This is a genomic window from Wenyingzhuangia aestuarii (assembly GCF_011927765.1).
Taxonomy (GTDB): Bacteria; Bacteroidota; Bacteroidia; order Flavobacteriales; family Flavobacteriaceae; genus Wenyingzhuangia; species Wenyingzhuangia aestuarii.
The window spans coordinates 300,410-321,470 of the sequence record NZ_JAATJG010000002.1 but is presented as its reverse complement, the minus strand read 5'-3'; the positions used below and the strand labels follow the sequence as shown (position 1 = coordinate 321,470).

Below are 21,061 nucleotides of genomic sequence, written 5' to 3'. Positions count from 1 at the left end.
TTAATAAGAACTACTATTACTGCTGTGCTTTTTTATAATTGAACTAAAACATTTACTTTAGTTTGGTATTAAAACTTAAAAACAATGAATATTAAATATACTATTGTATTCATACTACTTGTGCTTACTACCAACTCCTTTTGTCAACATAAAAAGGACTTATTAATTCGTGCTGAAATTGTTACTAGGTGTTGAACAATTTAATAAGCAATAAAAAAAATTACCTCCTAACATAAGTTGCCCATGAATACAGAAATATTAATTAACGAACTAACGTTTAAAGCTAGTAGAAGTTCTGGTGCAGGAGGACAACACGTAAACAAAACATCTTCTAGAGTAGAAGCTTTTTTTGATCTATCTACAACGCAAGCACTTACGCAAAGAGAAAAAGAAATGATTCTCTTAAAGCTAAAAAACAGAATTAGCAAAGAGCAAACTCTTAGCCTAAGTTGCGAAGAAACTAGATCTCAGCATAGAAATAAAGAGTTGGTTACAGAACGTTTAATTGCATTATTAAAAGCAAGTATAGTCCGTCCTAAAATTAGACGAGCTACCAAACCCACCAAAGCATCGGTAAAGCGAAAAACAGAAAACAAAAAAAGACAGGCCTCTAAAAAAGGCTTGCGAAAACCTCCTACATTAGACTAAGAGTCATGGCTCTATAAAAACACAACCCCAGCATATAACCAGCAATAGCATGAATCCCCAAAAAGAAACCTACATAGCTCAACTTAAAAAAGCGATGCATTCTTATTCCAAAATTTCAGAAGAAACTTGGGAGTTGATGCTTGACCTTTTTGAATTTCAAACCCTTAGCAAAGGAGAAACACTTATAAATGCAGGACAAACAGCAAAGAACATTCATTTTATTTGTAAAGGTATTTTACGAAGTTTTATTACCGATGCTGAGGGAAGCGTATATTCCAAAAACATTTTTTTAGAAAATAGTTTTGCTGCCACCAAAGTTTCTTTGTTGCTAGACACCCCCTCCTACTTTTCTATTGAGGCTTTAGAAGATTGTATTTTACTAAATTTTAACTTTAAAAAATACAAGCAACTTATTAAAGAACATGCAGATTTAAAAGATTTTTACATTGCTTATATAGAACACAATTGGATTGTAGAGAAGGAACAACGAGAAATTTCTTTGGTAATGGACAATGCAAGTGAAAGATATATTAAACTGCTTAAAAAGCACCCTAGTATAGACCAACGAGTATCTAAACAACACATTGCTTCTCACTTAGGCATTACCCCTACCCAATTAAGTAGAATTAGAAAAACATTAAAAAATAGCTAAAATCAACATATGTAAATGCAAGTGTATTTAAATTGGTTCAACTTTGCTGTATGAATCAATACACATTATCTATACTCGCTTTTACAGGAGGTATTTTTTTAGCTGCACAAGGAGGTTTAAATGCACATTTGGGTGTGCTATTAAAAAATCCTTTGTTGGCTTCGGTAGTAGCTTTTTTTTGTAGTGCTATTTTTGCATTGTTGATGGTATTCGTCACATTAAAAACATATCCTAGTATAACACAATTACAACAAATTCCGTTTTACTTATGGTTTACAGGAGGATTTTTTAGTGTAATAGGTATTGGATTGTACTACTACACCATTCCCAAATTAGGAGTAGCCACCATGATTTCTTTTGGACTCTGTGGTCAACTTATTTTTGCCGTAATTGCAGGTCATTTTGGATGGTTAAATTTACCTACCGAACCTATTACCTTAAAAAAAATAATAGGTGTATTGGCTATGATTAGTGGAATTTTTATCATCAATTGGAAATGAAAACAACAACAAACAGCTCAGCAAACATTAAGAACTTAACCTCGCTATGGAAAACAGCAGGAAATTCTTTTGAATCTTACACACAAACATCTCTTTTTGACTATTGCGAAATTAAAGACTCCCAATGGCCTAATAGACTTTGGTTTCATCAAAACATCAATCAGAAAACGATGGATGCTGTAAAAGAACAATTAGCAAGCACAAGCTCTACAATTACCCTACCTATTTGGGAAACAACGGACAGAACTGAACTTTTAGAAAAAAATGGTTTTCATTTAAGGTTTGAACAAATAGGCATGTCTTTACAACCTACAAAACTTTTGGAAGTAAATCCACCTCTAAACATTCAACTCGTAAAAAGCAATGCAGATGCTACATTATGGGCTAATCTATTTACCAAATCTTTTGGGTATGTAATTAGTGCGGAAACCCTCCTAAAAACCCTAAACAATATTGAGTATTATATAGCTTATAATGGTACAACTCCTGTGGGAACAGCAGTGTTATATTACACTCAAAAAGTAGCAGGTATTCATTCTGTGGGAATTCCACCAGAAATGAGACGTAAAGGATATGCAGAACAAATTATGAAACTGTTGATGAATAGGTGTGTAACTAACAACACAGAACTCATTACTTTACAAGCCTCTAACATGGGTAAAAATATTTATCTAAAACTTGGTTTTAAAGAAGAATTTGTGATTAAAAACTATGTGTTGTAAATTCTAAAAAACCGCTAAAATTACTTTTAGCGGTTTTTTTATTGATTGTTATTTTTTAAGAAAACTTTTATGATGCTAGATTCTGAATAGCTATATGAGCAATGGCATCCCCTTGGTTTACAATAGGAGAATGATTCAAACAAATCACAAACCCAGACACAGGTGATTTAATTTTTCTTTCAAAAAAGCCATAAGGATCGGTAATTAAACCTATAACATCTCCTTTGCTAATGGGTTCTCCGTTTTGTACTAAAGATCTATACATTCCAGAAGCATTAGCTCTAATCCACTTAGATTCGTTAAAAATTACTTGCTCTTGAGTTTCCTTAAAAGGGGTGTAATTAGCAGGGAATTTTTTAACCCCCAAAGCCTCTAACACATTTAAAATACCTGTAACTCCCACGTTGGTTACTTTAGGATTGATGTCTAAAGATTTTCCTCCCTCGTACAACAATACTTTTTTACCACTAGCTACTGCCGAAGCTCTAAAAGACTTTTCTCTTTCTGATGAATACTTAACAAACTTGGCTCCAAATATTTTGGCCAAACTAAAGGTTTCATCATCATCATCAGAAATTCTTATTTGCGGATAATTAAAACGAGTATCTCCTCCTGTATGAAAATCGATGCAGTAATCTACATGATCTACTATTTCGTTCATAAAAAAGTGAGCAAACTTGCTAGCTAAGGATCCGTTTTTAGCTCCAGGAAAACTTCTGTTTAAATCTTTTCCATCGGGAAATTCACGGGTTTTAATTAAAAAACCAAAAACGTTTACCACAGGAACACAAATAATAATTCCGGCATCTGGAATATTGTATTTGTTAGCCACAATTTGTCTAACAATTTCTACTCCATTCACCTCATCTCCATGGATTCCGGCACTAATTAAAACGCAAGGTCCATCTTCTTTAGCTCTACTAACAATAATGGGTACTTCTATTTTAGTTCTTGTGTGCAAACGAGCAATATCAGATTTTATCTGATAGGTTTTACCTGGCAGAATTTTTTCTCCAAGTATGGTAATCTTTTTACGCATTTATGTGTATACGGTAACTATTGTTGTTTTTTCTTCTTCTTTTTAACAGGTTTATCTGTAGAAAGTAAGTCTGCTGTTTTGTTCTCTAATAAGTAGTTTGCTAGAATTTTATCTACCAATTCCTCTTTGGTTAAATGATGAAAAACATCTTTTATAGTGGCTTTTACATTTTCTGAAACCGTTCTATTAGGTTTGGTTTTAAAGATTTTTTTAGCCCACAGAATGGTGTTGTTTTCTTCTATGCTTACCGCTGTAGGTTTGGCATAGGTATGCAAATCAATTTCATATTCCTCTCCTAAGAACTTCATTTTTTCAACCTCATCGGCTTGCAATACCGCTAAAGACATTCCTTTTGCTCCTGCTCTGGCTGTTCTACCACTACGGTGAATATAAGTTTCCATTGCATCTGGCAAATGATAATGTACTACGTAAGAAACATTTTTAATATCTATACCTCTTGCTGCCACATCTGTAGCTACCAAAGTATTGATGTATCCTTCACGGAACTGCTCCATAATACGATCACGAATTCCCTGAGTTAAACTACCATGAATGGCTCCTGAAGATATTTTATTGATGGCTAAATTTTTAGCTAATTTATTAACGGCTGCTTTGGTTTTACAGAAAATAATTCCCTGCTCACCTTCTTTACTCGCTAAAAAGTGCAACAACACATTTAGTTTTTCTATAGGTTCTACCACCACATAATTGTGCGCTACATCTTTATGAGCTGTGTATGCGGTTTCTGCTCCAACTTGTGTAACGTGTTTAGACAAATAATTCTGCACCAATTGTTTTACAGAACCCGGTAAGGTTGCAGAAAACAACAACGTACGTTTTTGCTTAGGCATTGCCTCTACAATTTTATCTAAACCTTCTTTTAAAGATAAAACCATTTCATCGGCCTCATCTAACACAAAAAACTGAACCTCTTTTAAGTTGATTTTATCTCTCTGAATCAAATCTATCAAACGACCCGGAGTAGCTACTACCACATGTGTAGTTTCTTGCAAACGCTCTATTTGAGGTTTAACAGGAGTACCTCCACAAATTTCTGCTATAGACAATCCTGAAATATCAGCACCAAAGTCTGTTAAATTGGTATGTATTTGTTTTCCTAATTCTCTGGTAGGAGCTAAAATAACTACTTGAATGTTTTCATTAGCAACCTCTACCAATTGCAACAAAGGCAATCCAAAAGCTGCTGTTTTTCCCGTACCTGTATTGGCCAGTCCTACAAAATCATCTTTCTGGTTTAGAATAACCGGAATGGATTGTGTTTGAATTTCTGTAGGTTCGGTGATCCCTAAACGATCTAATGTATTGATAAGTGTAGTGGATACTCCTAAATCTGAAAACAGTTTTGACATAAAATAAATAATTTGTGCAAAGATAGCAAAGTATCTGCCTTAATAATGACTTCCGTAGCAATCATATTTATTAAATCATTTGGCTACAAAAACTTAAATCTTTCCTTGATAAGTATACAAATCATAATAGCGACCTTGGCTAGCAATTAATTCTTCATGGGTACCACGTTCGGCTATTTTTCCAGCCTCAATTACCAAAATTTGATCCGCTTTACGAATGGTACTCAAACGATGGGCAATCACAATAGTGGTTCTATCTTTGGTTAATTGAGCCAAACTTTTCTGAATTAACACTTCGCTTTCCGTATCTAAATTAGAGGTAGCTTCATCTAAAATAATAATTTTAGGATCGGCTAAAATAGCTCTAGCAATGGCAATACGTTGTCTTTGTCCTCCTGATAGTTTTACACCTCTTTCCCCTATTAATGTATCCAAACCATCTTCAAACCTATCTGTAAACTCCGTTACATAGGCTGCTGTTATTGCTTGTTGTAACTCTTGCTCTGTAGCATTGGGTCTAGGAAATAAAATATTTTCTTTAATAGTACCTTCAAACAAAAATTCATCTTGTAAAACAACTCCTAAATGCTTTCTAAAACTACTTAACTGTACTTTAGACAAATCTTGATTGTCTATGGTAATCGTTCCCGATTTTGGATTTAAAAACGTAGCAGACAAACCTGCAATGGTAGATTTTCCAGATCCTGAACTTCCTACCAAGGCAACCACTGAACCCGAAGGAGCAGTAAAACTAATATTATGTACTACCTCTTTATTTTCTTCATATGCAAAAGAAACATCTTTAAACTCTAAATCTCCTTTTAAAGTTTCCAAAGCAATGGTTCTATTTACATCTTCATCTTCAGCCTGTTTGTTCATTAACTCTTCGGTTCTATCTAATCCTGCCAAAGCTTCTGTTAACTGACTTCCAATATTACTCATTTGTACAATTGGGGCAATCATAAAACCTAACAACAAGGTAAAAGATAAAAAATCTCCCGTTGTTAATTCTCCTGTCATAATTTTATAACCACCAATTCCCATAATACCCGTAGAAGCAATTCCTAATAAAAAGGTAGAAGCACTCGTAATTAAAGAAGTAGCTGTTAAACTCTTCTTCACATTTTGAAACAATAAATCAACTCCTTTTTCAAATACTTTATTTTCTTGTTCTTCGGCATTAAAAGCTTTAATAACTCTAACTCCTGCCAAAGTTTCTGTTAAACGACCTGTAACTTCTGCATTTATTTTACCTCTTACTTTAAAAATAGGTCGTATGTAAGCAAAGGCTTTTAAGGCAATAAAACCAAAAATTCCTACTGGCAACAACACAAAAAGAGTCATAGACAAACTTATCTTTACTAATAAAACTAAGGAAATAACTGCCGTAATGGTACCTCCTACCAACTGTACCAATCCGGTACCAATTAAATTACGAACTCCCTCTACATCGGTCATAATTCTAGAAACCAAAGCTCCGGATTTGGTATTGTCAAAAAAGCTAATAGGCAAAGACAATACTTTCTTTTGCACTTTAGCACGTAATTCTGATATTAAAAACTGAGCTTGTACACTCAATATTTTTGTCAATAAAAAAGAAGTTACAGCTTGTATTAAAATAGCTCCCGCTACTAAAAAAAGTAAGTTGTACAATCCGTCAAAATCTTTATTAGGAATTACATCATCTAACAAAACTTTTGTTTTCCAAGGCAAAACCAAACTAGCCAAACGGCTAAATACAATTAAAATTAACCCTATAAAAACCAATTTTCTTCTTGGCCAAATAATGCTCTTAAAAGCAGAGACCATGGTAATTTTAGACTTTTTTGTTTTTTTGCTAGATTCTGTCTTTTGATAAGATTGCATACATTGTTATTTTGTGAACAAAGATACATTTCAAATCTATGGAATGTGAAAGATCTCTCGTTTAATTAAAAATATCGATTTGAGTAGGAACCCAAACCGATATTCAATTTACATTTATTTAGAGTAGGCCCCAGAAGAATAGGTTAACTCGTAACTATGTGTGTATATTTCGAATACAATTCCAAAAGGATCTTCTACATAACACATTTTAAAAGGCTTGTCATTGGGATAATATTCCCTAATTGGCATTCTTTGTTTTCCTCCGTAAGCTAAAATCTTATTGATTAACTCTTCTATATTTGGATCTTGCACGCAAAAATGAAACAATCCCGTTTGAAATGGATTAAATTCAGGAGCTTCTTTTACTCCGTTAGGAAAAGAAAATAATTCCACCCCAATTCCGTCTGATGTGGCTAAATGTGCTATTTCAAATTCTTCCCAATCATCACCAAAAACATCTATACACATTTGTCCTATGGCAGTTTCTTTTTCTTTTTTTACGGTTGATGGTTCCATTATAATATACCATCCCATGACTTCTCCATAGAATTTTACAGCTTTCTGAATATCGGGAACGGTAATTCCTATGTGAGAAAAGGATTTTGGATAATTTTTAGTTGCATTCATATGTTCTATTTTAGGTAGCAAAATAAATCTATATTTGCATGAATAGCAATAACTTACTTAAAAGTGACATAGTTACCAAAAAGAGTAATTTATAGATTATCAATAAGATACAATTATAAAATGAACGAAATTAATTTTTGCCCGCTAGATTATACCATGAATTTAATAGGTACCAAATGGAAACCTATAGTTCTGTTTCATTTATTAGAAGAACCATTGCGTTCAGGTATCTTACAAAAGAAAGTACCAGGTATTTCTAATAAAATGTTTACCCAAACTGTAAGAGAACTAGAAAAAGATGGATTACTGATTAGAACCGTTTATCCTGTTGTACCTCCCAAGGTTGAATATGCATTAAGTACCCGAGGAAAATCTTTACAATACATATTAGAAAGTTTAGATAAATGGGGTGCAGAGGATTGTAAAAAATAATTATACAATTCTTTAAAAGCTACATTTATTAGCTCCAATTTCTTTTCTTAATAAAAGACCACTTCCTATGTTCTTTACCCCTACCTTCGGTAAAAATTAATGTCGATAGAGCGTAGGGTAGCATTGGTAGAAAAACTTTTTTATCAATTAGAGCAAGAAAGCGCTCAGTTTACAAAAGAGTCAGGATTAGGTTGTGTTTCCGGATGTGGAAAATGTTGTACACACCCTACTATTGAAGCTTCTCCTTTGGAGTTTTTACCTTGGGCTTTTCACTTATTTTTACAAGGAGAAGCAGAAGACACTTTAGAAACACTTAACAAATCTAACAAACCAACTTGTTTTATCTACAAACCTTTATCTGTTGTAAATCAAGGACGTTGTAGCGACTATAAATACCGAGGTTTAATTTGTAGACTCTTTGGTTTTGCTGCTAACACAGATAAATATGGTGTTTTAAGATTGGCTACTTGTAAAATTATTAAAGAAGGACAAGCAGCAACCTACAAATCAACTTCAGAAGCCATAGCTAAAGGATTACATGTTCCTGTTTTTACAGAGTATTACATGCAACTAAATCAGATAGACTTTTATTTAGGGAACAAAATGGTACCTATAAACACAGCTTTAAAACTAGCTTTGGAAGAAGTTTTACAATATTATGCCTACAGACCTTTTCCTGTATTAGATAAAAAATGTAGCTAAAAGCATACAACTCTCCTTGTATTTATTTAGTAATTTTACACCCCATTTTTTAACGTAATAACATGCACTGGATTCTTTTAATTATTGCAGGTCTTTTTGAAGTTGTATTTGCTACTTGTTTAGGAAAAGCAAAAGAAAGCACAGGTACCGAAGCCACTTATTGGTATATTGGATTCTTTGTGGCTTTGGTAGTAAGTATGTTGCTATTGATAAAAGCTACACAACAACTACCCATAGGAACGGCTTATGCTGTTTGGACAGGTATTGGGGCTGTAGGAACGGTACTACTAGGGATTCTTGTATTTAAAGAACCTGCTACTTTTTGGAGATTGTTTTTTATAGGTACTTTAATTAGTTCTATTGTAGGTTTAAAAATAGTTTCTCACTAAAGGGATGTCTGTTTAGGAATCCTAACTACTTTCCTATAAAATTGTTATTTTACAAAGACTAAAAACTTCTAACATTTTATGAGTGTAGACCATCCTATAGTATCAGAAATTTTTAAAGGCATTACATTTACCACAGAAGAAAGCCTTTTTATTCTTTCTAAGTTTGAAAAAATTATTTTGCAAAAAGGAGAGCTTCTATTGCATGCAAATGAAGTTGTTTACTATCAGTATTACGTGCAACAAGGCTGTTTAAGAACCTACTCTATGGACAGTGCTGGTAAAGAGCATACTTTACAATTTGCTATTTCAGATTGGTGGATAAGTGATTATACTGCTTTTTTTAGCAATACAACAGCTATTATGAGTATTGAGTGTATTCAGGAAGCTGTTATATATAAAATATCTAAAGAGCATATGGAACAATTGTTTCTAGAACTCCCTAAGATAGAAACCTTTTTTAGAAAAAAAATGGAGAAAGCCTTTGCTAGTTTTCAGAAAAGAATTTTAGGAACCTTATCTATGTCTGCACAAGAACGATATAACGACTTTATACAGACCTATCCTAATATAGAACAAAATGTAAAAAACTATCACATTGCCTCTTATTTAGGAATTACTACAGAAAGTCTAAGTAGAATTAGAAAAAGAATTGCTAAAACCTAATTTATTACCCTACATCAATTTTTTGACAGTAACATCCCCCTAATTTTGTGATTCTAAATCAATAAGAAATTATCATTTAAATCATAACATTATGAAAAATTTAGTCGTAGCCATTGCAGTTCTTTTTGGACTTGCTTCTTGTAACAACAAAGCAGAAAAGAAACAGGAAAACAAAACAACAAGCACGGAAACAGTACAAGCAAAAAAAATATTATTTGTATTAACTAGTCATGATGAACTAGGGAATACGGGAGAAAAAACAGGTTTTTGGATTGAAGAATTTGCTGCTCCTTACTATTCGCTAAAAGACAAAGGGGTACAAATTACTTTGGCATCTCCAAAAGGAGGACAACCCCCTATTGATCCTAGAAGTGCTTTACCCGATTTTCAAACTCCTGCAACTGTAAGATTTAATAACGATGCAGAAACACAAGCGGTTTTAGCAAAAACAATAAAACTAGAAGAGGTAAAAGAATCGGATTACGATGCTATTTTTTATCCAGGAGGACACGGTCCTTTATGGGATTTAGCAGAAGATAAAAATTCTATTGCAATGATTGAGTCTTTCTATAAAAACAACAAACCTGTAGCCGCTGTTTGTCATGCACCAGCAATTTTTAGACACACTAAAAAAGCAGATGGAACCCCTTTGGTACAAGGAAAAAAAGTAACAGGTTTTTCTAATACAGAAGAAGCTGCTGTACAATTAACAAAAGTAGTTCCTTTCTTAGTAGAAGATATGTTAAAAGAAAACGGAGGAGTGTATTCTAAAGGTGCAGACTGGAGTTCTTATGCTTTAGAAGATGGTTTGTTAATTACAGGTCAAAACCCTTCTTCATCGGAATTGGTAGCAGAATTGTTATTTAAAAAATTACAATAAGAAGATCCTTTCTTATATTTAAAACATAAAAAAGCCCTTTTAGAAATTCTAACAGGGCTTTTTTTATTAGCAAAATTTGACATTCGTATCCTTAATGCGAGACATACCTCTACTCTTCTCCTTTATTTTTTGTGTTGATTTGTATAAGACAAAATCTAATACAACATTATGAAATTTTACTTTCTAATTTTAGCCTTAGTATTTAACCTTTTTAGCTCTTTTGCAACAACTAGTTCTAAAGAAAGCAAACCCAATATTCTAATTATTAATGTTGATGATATGGGTTGGATGGATGTTGGTTTTATGGGAAGTAAATATTATGAAACTCCTAACATCAACCAATTAGCTGCATCTGGAATGATTTTTACCAACGGTTATGCAGCATCTGCAAATTGTGCACCTAGTAGAGCTTGTTTAATGACAGGTAAATGGACAACTCGTCATGGAATATATACCGTAGATTCTTCTGAAAGAGGAAAATCTAAAAACAGAAAAATTATTCCTACAAAAAACACAACGGTTTTACATCCTAAGTTTAATGTTATACCTAAACTACTAAGTAAAAACGGATACATTACCTGCCATGCAGGAAAATGGCATATTAGTAAAAATCCTTTAGAATATGGTTTTCAATTTAATATTGGAGGGAGTCACAACGGACATCCTAAAAGTTATTACCCTCCTTATAAAAATGTAAACATCAATGCAAAACAAGGTCAGTATTTAACAGATGCTATTATGGAAAAAACATTGGAATTTGTAGACCACACAAAAAAACCTTTTTTTTTATACTATGCTCCTTATGCAGTACACACTCCCATAAACCCCGTAAAAAGTCTATTAGATAAATACAACAACAAACCTGCATGGAATGGTCAAAACAATGCCAAATATGCTAGCATGGTAGAAAATTTAGATAGAAATATTGGATTGTTAATTGATAAACTAAAAGAAAAAGGAGTTTACAAGAATACATTAATCGTATTTACATCAGACAATGGTGGATTGTATGGAATTACCAAACAACATCCTTTAAGAGCTGGGAAAGGAAGTTATTACGAAGGTGGAATTCGTGAACCTTTTGTGTTTGTAATGCAGAACAAAATTAAATCGAATACTAAAAGTGATGTACCTATCACCCATTTAGATATATTTCCTACCATTTTAAAATATGCAGGTATTCATAATAAAACAGTACAAACAGATGGAGACAACTTATCTTCTATTTTAGAAGAAACCTCAACAACGTTAGATCGTCCTTTATTTTGGCATTTCCCTATTTACTTGCAAGCATATAGAGTACGCGATAATGAGAACAGAGATGCCTTATTTAGAACTCGTCCAGGATCTGTAATAAGACTTGGCAATTGGAAACTACATTACTATTTTGAAAATAACGAAGTAGAACTATACAACTTATCTACCGATATTGGAGAAAGAAACAATCTTGCTCTAAAAGAACCTAAAAAAACAGAGGAAATGAAAAAACTTCTAAAAAAATGGTGGATCAGCACCAACGCTCCAATTCCTACAGCATTAAATCCTGAATATGTAAAAGCAATCTAAAGGAATCCTTATTTTATATTTAAAACCCTCTAGAAATTCTAGAGGGTTTTTTTGTTGCAATTTTACGATCATCCCTACAGCACTCCTAGGTTAGACCGCTAAAAAAGTCATGTTCTATATTAATAATTTTAGTATCTTGTATACATGCGTTGCTAATACACCCTAAACAGTATCTACATCTGTAATAAATAGCATGCTAAAAAACTCTTTTTTATTTACTTGATTTTAAAGCCAATTATTATGAGTGATGAAAGAATGACACTAGAAAGATTGTTAGCTGAAAATAATCAACTAAAACAACGTCTTAAATATTTAGAAAGAGAAGTTAACAACTCTAAACTTTTAAAAAAATCAGAAAAGTTTTTAATGTCTGTTTTAAACAACTCTCCTGCAGCCATGATTATTTGTGAAGCCCCAGATGGTCGTGTTTCGTATATTAATGATGCTGTTTGGAGTTTTAGAGGAAATACCAATCAAAGACTAACTGGTATTACTGTAGAAGAATATGTAAATAGTTGGACAGAGTATTATCCGGATGGCAAACAATACACAGGAAAAGAAATGCCTATTGCAAGATCTTTACTACATGGAGAAATTGTAAAAAATGAACAATTAATTGTAGAACTAGAAGATGGTACTCAAAAATGGATTGCTGCATCGTCTGCTCCTATATATGATGATGATAAAAAAATTATTGCGGCCATTGTTATTTTTCATGACATTACAGAATATAAACTTTTAGAAGAATCTTTACAAAAAAACAAAGCCTACTTAACCCAGCTTAACAACACAAAAGACAAGTTCTTTACCCTTATTGCCCACGATTTAAAATCTCCTTTTAATAGCATTCTTGGCTTTAGCAATCTTATAGCAGAAGACCTTAAAAACAAAGACTATTCAGATATAGAAAATTATGCTCAAATTATTCAAGAAGCTTCCTTAAAAACCTTAGAACTACTCTCTAATCTATTTGAATGGGCAAAATCTCAAACCAACAAACTAACACTTAATTTAGAAGTTTTAGATCTTAAAGAACTAATAAACAATACCGTTGCTTTAGCCAAATATGCAGCACAACAAAAGTCTATTTCCATTACAGTTAATATAGCTACTAAAACTCCTATTTACACAGATAAAACTATTATAGAAACCATTATTAGAAACCTAGTTTCCAATGCAATTAAATACACCTACAAAAATGGAAAAATTGTAATATCTGCTTCTAAAAACCAAAACGAACACATTATAACAGTAACCGACAATGGTGTTGGAATAAAGAATGAAAATTTAAACAAATTATTTAAAATTAGTGAGTCCATATCTACTTGCGGAACTCAAAACGAAAGAGGCACGGGCTTAGGCCTTATTATTTGCAAAGAATTTGTAGAAAAATTAAACGGAAAAATACAAGTTACAAGCGAAAGCGGAAATGGAAGTACATTTACAATTACTTTACCGATCCGTAATTACTAAACCTTTTGTTCCTAATATTCATATCTTCATACTTCTCTTTTTTAAACTTTCCCCTCTCTAAAAAAGCGCTTAGTACATCTAAATTTCCCCACAAAAACTCTTCTTAATTTTTCTAAAAAGTATTAAAGATGATTTTATTACTTTAGTAAACATGAAAAAGAAATACCTAAACTACTTACTACTATGTGTATGTAATACAATTGTGTATGCACAAACATCTGGAATTGGAAAAACAGTTACCTTAACCTATGATGATGGCATTATTGCTAAAAACAAATGGTACAACATAGAAGATAAAATTGACAGTCTTAAAACCTATTACAAAACAGGCGAATTAAATGAATCTTTTTATTATGATGAAAAAGGGAAATTTCACGGCTTATGTACGCAACAAGACAAAAAAGGAAAACAATTAACTAGTTGGAAATTTGAACACGGAAAATTAAAAGAACGTATAGATCATGAAAAAGTTTACAACAGCAAAAATAAAGAACAAAGACTAAAGCGTTACCAAATCATTGAAAAAAGCAATCTAAGACTAAAAGATAAATTTTATTTTAGTGCTATGATTTCTAGAGCCTATGCCAGGTCTTTTTTAGGAAACTCGGTTTTAGCTGAAAGAGATTTCTTTATCATTAAAAATAGATTTGAAAAATATAAAGAAAACCCTAAAACAGCAAAGTATATTACAGCTAAAAAAATGGCTTCTGTTTACGATGTTATAGCAAGTCAATATGCTAGATACGAAGATGAAGATAGAGCCATACATTTTAAATATTTAGCCTTAAAAACCAATCCAACAGAAGGTAGACTTGTTTATAATTTAGGAAGTTATTTAATCATGATGAAATCTTATAAATTAGGAATTCACTACTTAAACAAGGTTATACAAAAAGCTCCCAAACACCCTTTTGCCAATTGGGCATTAGGAATTGCACATGCGGATTTAGAAAATTACGAATTGGCTCTAACACATATTAACACAGCTTATTTAAACGAAAAAAGCATCAACAAACTAAGCATAGGAACTGCTGAGCGTGATTTAATAACTATGAAAGGTTACTTACAACACAAATTAGGAGATTCTGAACTAGGAATTCAAAATTTAAACGAAGCTTTGGATATCAATTCAGACAATTCTTTTGCTATGAGATATTTAGGAGAAGTTTATTATGATTTAGAAAATTACGAAAAAGCTTGTGATTTATTAACCAAAGCCAAAGAATCTGGTTACGAAAAAAAACACGATAGAGATGATTTACAATATTTTATAGATCAGGCTTGTTTTGAAGTGGAAAACAACTATGTAGCACTTAAAGATTTACCTAGCTTAGCCCCAAACCCGGTGGTTAATTATACAGAAGTGGTAAACTACCCTTATCAAAATTTTAAATTCCAAATAGCTGACTATAACAGTACAATTGTTTTACAAGGTACTGCAGATGGAACGACTATTAATGTATCTACTTTAAAACCTGGATTGTATATTTTATTATTAGAAAATGGAGAGAACCCAATTTCAATTAAATTAATTAAAGAATAGGGACTTGAATTGCTTTTGATTTTTTTGTAAATTAACTAAGAATCAAAAATATAATAAACATGGATACTATTAAAAATATTGTAATTTTTGACGGTAGTCTAGAATTACCCAACCCAGATTTAGATAAGTTTGACAGATCTAAAGCCATTGTAAATAAAGTATTACGATTTCTAAGAAACCGAGATTCTAATATTATAGATAAAATAAACAAAGAAAACGCAGTACTTTACATTAACCGATACAGTGGAGAATGGAAAATTAAAAACGCAAGTAACAAACTCATCAATAGAATTTTTGGATAACTAAAAAAACCGCTCAATTACTTGAGCGGTTTTTGTTTGGTATTTATTTTAATTTGCAGGAATTAATTCCCATTGAGTTCTAGTTCCTGTCCAACTTGCGGGTGCTTGATTTATATTACAATCTGCAGGATTTGTATGTGTTTCAATATCGTTGTCATTTTTAGATTTTAATTTCTTTCCTGATTCTCTATTTACCACAAAAGAATATCCGTCAGAAGCATTACTTAATATCCATTCTGTACCCAATGTAGTAGTAGAAAATGATAAGTTAGAAATAATATCTGCATAATTATTATTTGTTTCTGGTTCTAAATACATTTTTGAACCTTTGTTTCTAAACCTAACATATCCACTGCTAGTAGGTCTTAACTCCCATTGTGTAAAATTTCCTATCCAAGTTGTTGGCACTTGAATTATTGATGAATTATCATTTACATTATCATAAGGTTTAATTCTTTTTCCACTTTCTCTATTCTGAATAAAATAATACTGAGTGAATTTATCTTTTACTGTTTGTCCAGATGCTGACAAAACCCCTGTAGTTTTATTAATTGTATTCCAACTATTGTATAAAACCAGTCCATTGACTCCTGCATCTATAGCCGCATCTATTCTTGTTGCCACTCCTGTAAACTTTACATTGTTGTTGGTTTCGGAATCCCAAACTGGTAACGCCCCAGCTTCTGTAATAAAATCACTCCATGAGTCATGATTAAAACCTAAATTATGAGTGGTAGCTACAGCTATGTAATTTTTAATAGTTGTTTTTTGAAGAACATCTACTCCTGCTGGCACACCCCAAGTACAAGGACCTACCAAATCTGCTCCATTTACTTGACCATGCAAACCTGCATAAATATTATTCATTTGACCTGTATACCAAGTATCACCAGTTTTATCATCTTCATTAAAAGGGCTTATCCAGTCACATGGATACTCTTGTGCAAAAGCCTTTATACGGTCAATAAGTGCATTTGTATGTGCTGTAGTTTTCACACTTGTAACTGTACCATTTAACATTCCTAAAGCAATTCTAGCTCCTCCATGACCTTGTGCCGGATTGGCAAAAATCTTAAAACCTCTTGCTTTTGCTTCAGTATAAAAATAATTATACATAGTTTCATTAGGATTTACTCCATCAGCAAAAATAGCAATACGTATACCGTTAACTCCCATCTCTTCAAAACCATCTAACATATTGTTTACATGACTGTTTGTTGTTAATGCATTTGTAATTTGTGCTTGTTTAACATCTCCTAACACATATTCTAAATTACCAACATAATGGTGTCCTGATGTTGAAGATGGAGAATAATAAGTTGCATTTTCAAAGTTTTTGGTAATTTGAAAAGAAGCATCAATATCTGAATTACTTATTTTTAATTCATTTTCTGTTGAACAAGAAATTGTAAAAAACAACAAGCTTAATACTTTAAAAACACTCAATAATCGATTTATTTTTAACATGATTTTTTAATTTTAATGTTATAAATTATAATATCAACAAACTTTTATCTGTTAATTTCAGAATACAGAAATACAGATAATTAAATATCCCCACATCTCAATTCCTTAATTTTCAACATTTATACCCCCATAAAGAGATTAAGAGACAAATAGGTAATAAAAAATCTAATAGATGAGATTCTAAAAATGAAACAATGTCTCAGTACTGTTGTATTGCAAGTACTTTACACAAAATCATTAAAGTAAAAAAATCACAATAGTTGATAACTAAAAAAACCGCTCAATTACTTGAGCGGTTTTTGTTTGATCTTATCAAAAGGTTATTCTAATCCTTTTAAAATATCATTAAAATCAACCAATTTAAAATTCTGATTGCTTTTTATGTTTCCTTTAGAGTTATCTCCATCTTGTGCTATAAAAAAACCTTTAGAAAAACCTGTAAAACTTACAGAAGTTACATCAATTCCATCGGTATCATACGTTCCATCAATAGTAGCTCCATCTTCTATTTTAAAACTTTTAAGGTACTTATTTGTGACTCTATCAAAAACAGCATAAGAATTATTTCCTTGAGAGGATAAAATTACATAACCTGTATTATTTTCTTGTTTGTAAAGAGTAACACCTTCAAAATCATCTCTCATATTCACATCGGTTGTTTTGGCAATTAAAACACGTTTGTCTTGCTCAAAATTTTCAGAATCGTATTTCCATAAAGCCACATCTTCTTCTGCAATATAAATAGCTTGTAATTCATCATCGGCAACCATTCCTTCTACTTGTGTTCCTAAACTAATGGTTGTTATTAACTCCCCTACAACTCCATTTTCTTTAGCTATTAACTTCCATTTTTCTACATCTCCGTTTTTTCCAGAAACAAAAACATACGTATTATTTTTATTTTGGTACATACACAAACCATATACTTCTTGTAACTTAGAAGTTAATGGCTCTAAAGCAATATTCTCTAAAGTAGTATCTGTATTTACTTTGTGAATGCTTATTGTATTGTTAGTTCTGTTAGAAGCTGTAACTACAGAAATGTTATTTCCTTGATAACTAAAATTAGCTCTAATATCTACATTATTTACTTTTCCTACAGGATAGCTGTGTAACAAGTCTCCATTTAAATTATAGACACACAATCCTTCTTTTTTATTAGTTCCAATAATTAGAGAAGCATCTGTGTTTTCAGGATGAATCCAAATACAAGCATCATCTGCAGCATCATCTGCAGTAACTACAGGAGTTGTTTCTCTGACAGCATTTACTGTAAATACAAGTTCTTTATTTGTTTGTCTTTTATTGCAGGATACAACTCCTAAACAAATAAGTATTAAAATAACTTTTTTCATATTTATAAATATAGTAAAAGCCTATAATTTAAAACTATAGGCTTTTAGTTTCATTTTCTATTTTCCTTAAAAATTGTACTTTACTCCTATGTTCCAATTAACTCCGTAGAATTCAGCTTGTTTTGTTAAATCTTTAGATCCTTGGTAATATCTTAACTCTTGATTGGTTAAGTTTTTAGCCTCTGCAAAAATTCTTAATCCTTTAGTAATTTCATAAGATCCGTTTACATCTAAAAACAATTGATTGTCATAATAACTATCTTCTGAAGCTTCTCCTCCGTACTCATCAATATAATCACCTGCATAGTTTAAAGAAGTTCTTACCGTTAACTTTTCGTTTTCATAAGCAACAGAAGTGTTAAACATATTTTTAACAGCTCCTGCCAAATCTACAGTACCTCTCCCTTCTACTCCATCAGCCTCAGATGCTGTATAAGTATAGTTTAAGTACACATTAATATTTTTAAGAAAATCAGTTTCCATAAAATCTAATTTAGATTGTATAGAAGCCTCTACTCCATATACAATAGCTTGACTTCCGTTTCTTGGTTGAGAGTATTCAAAAGTTTCTCCAGGATATCCTGCATCTACATAGCCATCTTCTCTATAAGTAAAAATAAAATTATCTAAGTTTTTGTAAAAACCACCCAATGATAAAATTCCTACTGATGATAAATAATGCTCAAACATAAGATCTAAATTGGTAGCTTCTGTTGCTTTTAGGTTTGAGTTTCCTTCTGCAAATTCAAAATCATCAGAATTTAAGTTTTGATAAGGAACCAAATCGTAGTAATTAGGACGAGCAATGGCATTAGAATAAGCCAAACGTAAAATATTATTGTTTCCAAATGTATATTTTAACTGTAAGTTAGGCAACCAATTTGCATACGTTTTATTTGCTCTAATTTTTGTAGCATCGGCCACAGATGATGCTGTTTCTGTATCAATTCTATATCCTGTATAATCTATGTCTGTTTTTTCTACACGCAAACCAGCTAATACAGAAAAATGTTCTCCTACTTTTTGAGTAAGCATTCCGTAGGCTGCACTCACTTTTTCATTAGCATTGTAGTTTACAGGAACAAACTCTTCTAAAATAGCTTCACTATCAAACAATGCTGTATTTGTTAAGTTTAAAGATGTTAAGAATTCTCTATTTACAAAATTTCCTGAGTTGTACTTATCTCCTGCTAAAAAATCATTTAACGTTTTGTCTCCATAAGAAACATCACTTAAATTTTCTAAACCAGCAGTTGGTTCGTATTCTGTATAATTGTTTGTTCTAAGCTTTTCTTTGTCTTTGAATCTATATCCTACTTTAATAGTATTTTCAAACTCTCCACCTTTAATTACAGGAATTTCAACATCTATTTTAAATCCTAAATTTTCCTCTTCTGTATATTGATTTTCTTCTGATATTTCTTTCAATTCAAAAGCTGTAGGGTCATTATCATCGGTTCCATTTGCACGAATTAATGGAAATCTTACATCTGATAAATCTTGAGTTACTTCTACACCTTTATTTCTGTAGGTAATATATCTTTCATTAGGTCTTGTTTCAGATGCTTTAGAATAGTTAGCTTTCCAATCTACTTTTATTTCATTAAACAATAAGTGCTCTCCGTTTAATGCGTACTTCTGAATTTCTTGCTCTTCTAAACGAGAATCATTATTTAAACCACCTTTGGTTTCTCTTCTAATTTCAGTTTCGTAAACTCCTGGAGCAACTTCCTCTATATCTTTATAGCTTAATTTGTATCTGTTTTCCCAGTCTTTTCTATTGTTTAAAACCGTATTAAAAAACACTTTATTGTTATCGTTAAACTTGTAGTCTAAATTTAACGCAACACTTTGTCTTTGTCTTGTAACATCATATCTTCTAATGTCGTGCTCTACTAATACAGGTTTTGTTCCTTCTGTATTCCATTCAAATTCTACATTGTCAGATCCAAATTCATTTCTTTGGATAGATGTACTTACCAAAGCTCCTAATTTATCATCTAAAAAACGAGTAGATAAAATTCCTGCAAAGTTATAAACTGGAGTATTTCTAACCGGGTTATGACCATACCCTGCTGTTAAAGTAATTCTATCTTTTTTAGCCGCACGTGTTACCAAGTTTACAGAACCACCAATAGCATCTCCTTCCATGTCTGGAGTAATTACTTTGTTTACTTCTACTGCTTGTACCATGTCCGATGGAATTAAATCTAACTGTACATTTCTATTATCTCCTTCTGCAGACGGAATTCTTTCTCCGTTTAAGGTTACAGAATTTAATTGTGGAGCCAAACCTCTAATAATAATGTTTCTAGCCTCACCTTGATCATTTTGAACAGTAATACCAGGAATACGCTTTACTGCATCTCCTATGTTTGCATCTGGAAATTTTCCTACTTGATCTGCTGCTACAATATTGGTTACGTTAAAGTTTGTTTTTTGCTTGTTTAAGGCCTTTGCTTGTCCTCTTGAATTACTCCCTTTAATCACAACTTCATCCAACTCATTTAATGCAGGATTTAATAGAAAATCAACATCTATAGATTTTCCATCAATCACAATCGTTTTAATTGTTTTTTCACATCCTAAACAGTTTGAAGACAATTTGTACGTTCCATTGTTCACCCCCACAAACACATAATTTCCATCAAAATCTGTAATTGCTGTTCTGTTTAACGATTCAATTTTAATCACAACTCCAGGAATGGGTAAATTGTTAGCATCTACCACGTGCCCCACAATGTTTCCTTTACTCTGTGCAAATCCTGCAATAGCTACTAGGAGTGCAATTAGTAATAAGTTAATTTTTTTCATTTTTAAGTTTTGTTTTGTTTGAGGCACAAAACTAGACAGCACTTAACAGCT

The 21,061-nt window shown here is 31.9% G+C and carries 20 protein-coding genes; 13 read left to right on the top strand and 7 right to left on the bottom strand.

Features of this window, described 5'->3' with window-relative positions; all coding sequences use genetic code 11:
• Positions 1 to 243 precede the first annotated feature (243 nt).
• Genes arfB through GGR97_RS03305 form a run of 4 tightly spaced genes read left to right on the top strand, consistent with a single transcriptional unit; the run spans position 244 to position 2,522 of the window.
• Positions 244 to 648, top strand: coding sequence for an alternative ribosome rescue aminoacyl-tRNA hydrolase ArfB (gene arfB, locus GGR97_RS03320; protein ID WP_167897001.1), 405 nt, complete (start codon positions 244 to 246; stop codon positions 646 to 648).
• Positions 649 to 697: 49 nt separating this feature from the next.
• The gene (locus tag GGR97_RS03315) at positions 698 to 1,300 is read left to right on the top strand and encodes a Crp/Fnr family transcriptional regulator (RefSeq protein ID WP_167897000.1); all 603 of its coding nucleotides are present in this window, start codon (positions 698 to 700) and stop codon (positions 1,298 to 1,300) included.
• 50 nt (positions 1,301 to 1,350) lie between these two features.
• On the top strand, positions 1,351 to 1,800 hold the full coding sequence (locus tag GGR97_RS03310; protein WP_167896999.1) for a DMT family transporter: 450 nt from the start codon (positions 1,351 to 1,353) through the stop codon (positions 1,798 to 1,800).
• Positions 1,797 to 2,522, top strand: coding sequence for a GNAT family N-acetyltransferase (locus GGR97_RS03305; RefSeq protein WP_167896998.1), 726 nt, complete (start codon positions 1,797 to 1,799; stop codon positions 2,520 to 2,522). Before GGR97_RS03310 ends, GGR97_RS03305 begins: the two co-directional genes overlap by 4 nt.
• A gap of 67 nt (positions 2,523 to 2,589) precedes the next feature.
• On the opposite strand, the gene GGR97_RS03300 is transcribed toward GGR97_RS03305, so the two are convergent.
• The 4 genes from GGR97_RS03300 to GGR97_RS03285 all read right to left on the bottom strand — a co-directional run bounded on the left by GGR97_RS03300 (position 2,590) and on the right by GGR97_RS03285 (position 7,424).
• Complete coding sequence (locus GGR97_RS03300) at positions 2,590 to 3,561, bottom strand: succinylglutamate desuccinylase/aspartoacylase family protein (protein WP_167896997.1); 972 nt, start codon at positions 3,559 to 3,561, stop codon at positions 2,590 to 2,592.
• A gap of 17 nt (positions 3,562 to 3,578) precedes the next feature.
• Positions 3,579 to 4,931: a DEAD/DEAH box helicase gene (locus GGR97_RS03295; protein ID WP_167896996.1), complete on the bottom strand. Its 1,353-nt coding sequence runs from the start codon at positions 4,929 to 4,931 to the stop codon at positions 3,579 to 3,581.
• A 93-nt stretch (positions 4,932 to 5,024) separates the two neighbouring features.
• Complete coding sequence (locus GGR97_RS03290) at positions 5,025 to 6,797, bottom strand: ABC transporter ATP-binding protein (protein ID WP_167896995.1); 1,773 nt, start codon at positions 6,795 to 6,797, stop codon at positions 5,025 to 5,027.
• A gap of 114 nt (positions 6,798 to 6,911) precedes the next feature.
• Complete coding sequence (locus GGR97_RS03285) at positions 6,912 to 7,424, bottom strand: VOC family protein (RefSeq protein WP_167896994.1); 513 nt, start codon at positions 7,422 to 7,424, stop codon at positions 6,912 to 6,914.
• 120 nt (positions 7,425 to 7,544) lie between these two features.
• On the opposite strand from GGR97_RS03285, the gene GGR97_RS03280 reads away from it, so the two are divergent.
• From GGR97_RS03280 to GGR97_RS03240, 9 genes are all read left to right on the top strand, one after another.
• On the top strand, positions 7,545 to 7,856 hold the full coding sequence (locus GGR97_RS03280) for a winged helix-turn-helix transcriptional regulator (RefSeq protein ID WP_167896993.1): 312 nt from the start codon (positions 7,545 to 7,547) through the stop codon (positions 7,854 to 7,856).
• 99 nt (positions 7,857 to 7,955) lie between these two features.
• Positions 7,956 to 8,558 (top strand): YkgJ family cysteine cluster protein, encoded by a 603-nt coding sequence (locus GGR97_RS03275; RefSeq protein WP_167896992.1) that lies wholly within the window; start codon positions 7,956 to 7,958, stop codon positions 8,556 to 8,558.
• A gap of 62 nt (positions 8,559 to 8,620) precedes the next feature.
• Positions 8,621 to 8,947, top strand: a complete 327-nt coding sequence (locus GGR97_RS03270; RefSeq protein WP_167896991.1) for a DMT family transporter — start codon at positions 8,621 to 8,623, stop codon at positions 8,945 to 8,947.
• A gap of 78 nt (positions 8,948 to 9,025) precedes the next feature.
• Complete coding sequence (locus GGR97_RS03265) at positions 9,026 to 9,610, top strand: Crp/Fnr family transcriptional regulator (RefSeq protein WP_167896990.1); 585 nt, start codon at positions 9,026 to 9,028, stop codon at positions 9,608 to 9,610.
• A gap of 91 nt (positions 9,611 to 9,701) precedes the next feature.
• Complete coding sequence (locus GGR97_RS03260; protein WP_167896989.1) at positions 9,702 to 10,490, top strand: type 1 glutamine amidotransferase domain-containing protein; 789 nt, start codon at positions 9,702 to 9,704, stop codon at positions 10,488 to 10,490.
• 168 nt (positions 10,491 to 10,658) lie between these two features.
• A complete protein-coding gene (locus GGR97_RS03255) occupies positions 10,659 to 12,056 on the top strand; it encodes a sulfatase (RefSeq protein ID WP_167896988.1) in 1,398 nt (465 codons plus the stop codon).
• A 240-nt stretch (positions 12,057 to 12,296) separates the two neighbouring features.
• Positions 12,297 to 13,529: a PAS domain-containing sensor histidine kinase gene (locus GGR97_RS03250; protein WP_167896987.1), complete on the top strand. Its 1,233-nt coding sequence runs from the start codon at positions 12,297 to 12,299 to the stop codon at positions 13,527 to 13,529.
• Positions 13,530 to 13,680: 151 nt separating this feature from the next.
• The gene (locus GGR97_RS03245) at positions 13,681 to 15,072 is read left to right on the top strand and encodes a T9SS type A sorting domain-containing protein (protein ID WP_167896986.1); all 1,392 of its coding nucleotides are present in this window, start codon (positions 13,681 to 13,683) and stop codon (positions 15,070 to 15,072) included.
• 59 nt (positions 15,073 to 15,131) lie between these two features.
• Positions 15,132 to 15,374, top strand: coding sequence for a hypothetical protein (locus GGR97_RS03240; RefSeq protein WP_167896985.1), 243 nt, complete (start codon positions 15,132 to 15,134; stop codon positions 15,372 to 15,374).
• A gap of 48 nt (positions 15,375 to 15,422) precedes the next feature.
• Here the strand turns inward: GGR97_RS03240 and GGR97_RS03235 are convergent, their stop codons facing one another.
• From GGR97_RS03235 to GGR97_RS03225, 3 genes are all read right to left on the bottom strand, one after another.
• Positions 15,423 to 16,841: an RICIN domain-containing protein gene (locus GGR97_RS03235; protein ID WP_167896984.1), complete on the bottom strand. Its 1,419-nt coding sequence runs from the start codon at positions 16,839 to 16,841 to the stop codon at positions 15,423 to 15,425.
• Between the two features lie 320 nt (positions 16,842 to 17,161).
• The gene (locus GGR97_RS03230; RefSeq protein ID WP_167896983.1) at positions 17,162 to 18,196 is read right to left on the bottom strand and encodes a phytase; all 1,035 of its coding nucleotides are present in this window, start codon (positions 18,194 to 18,196) and stop codon (positions 17,162 to 17,164) included.
• Positions 18,197 to 18,262: 66 nt separating this feature from the next.
• Positions 18,263 to 21,010, bottom strand: coding sequence for a TonB-dependent receptor (locus GGR97_RS03225; protein ID WP_167896982.1), 2,748 nt, complete (start codon positions 21,008 to 21,010; stop codon positions 18,263 to 18,265).
• Between the last annotated feature and the right edge of the window lie 51 nt (positions 21,011 to 21,061).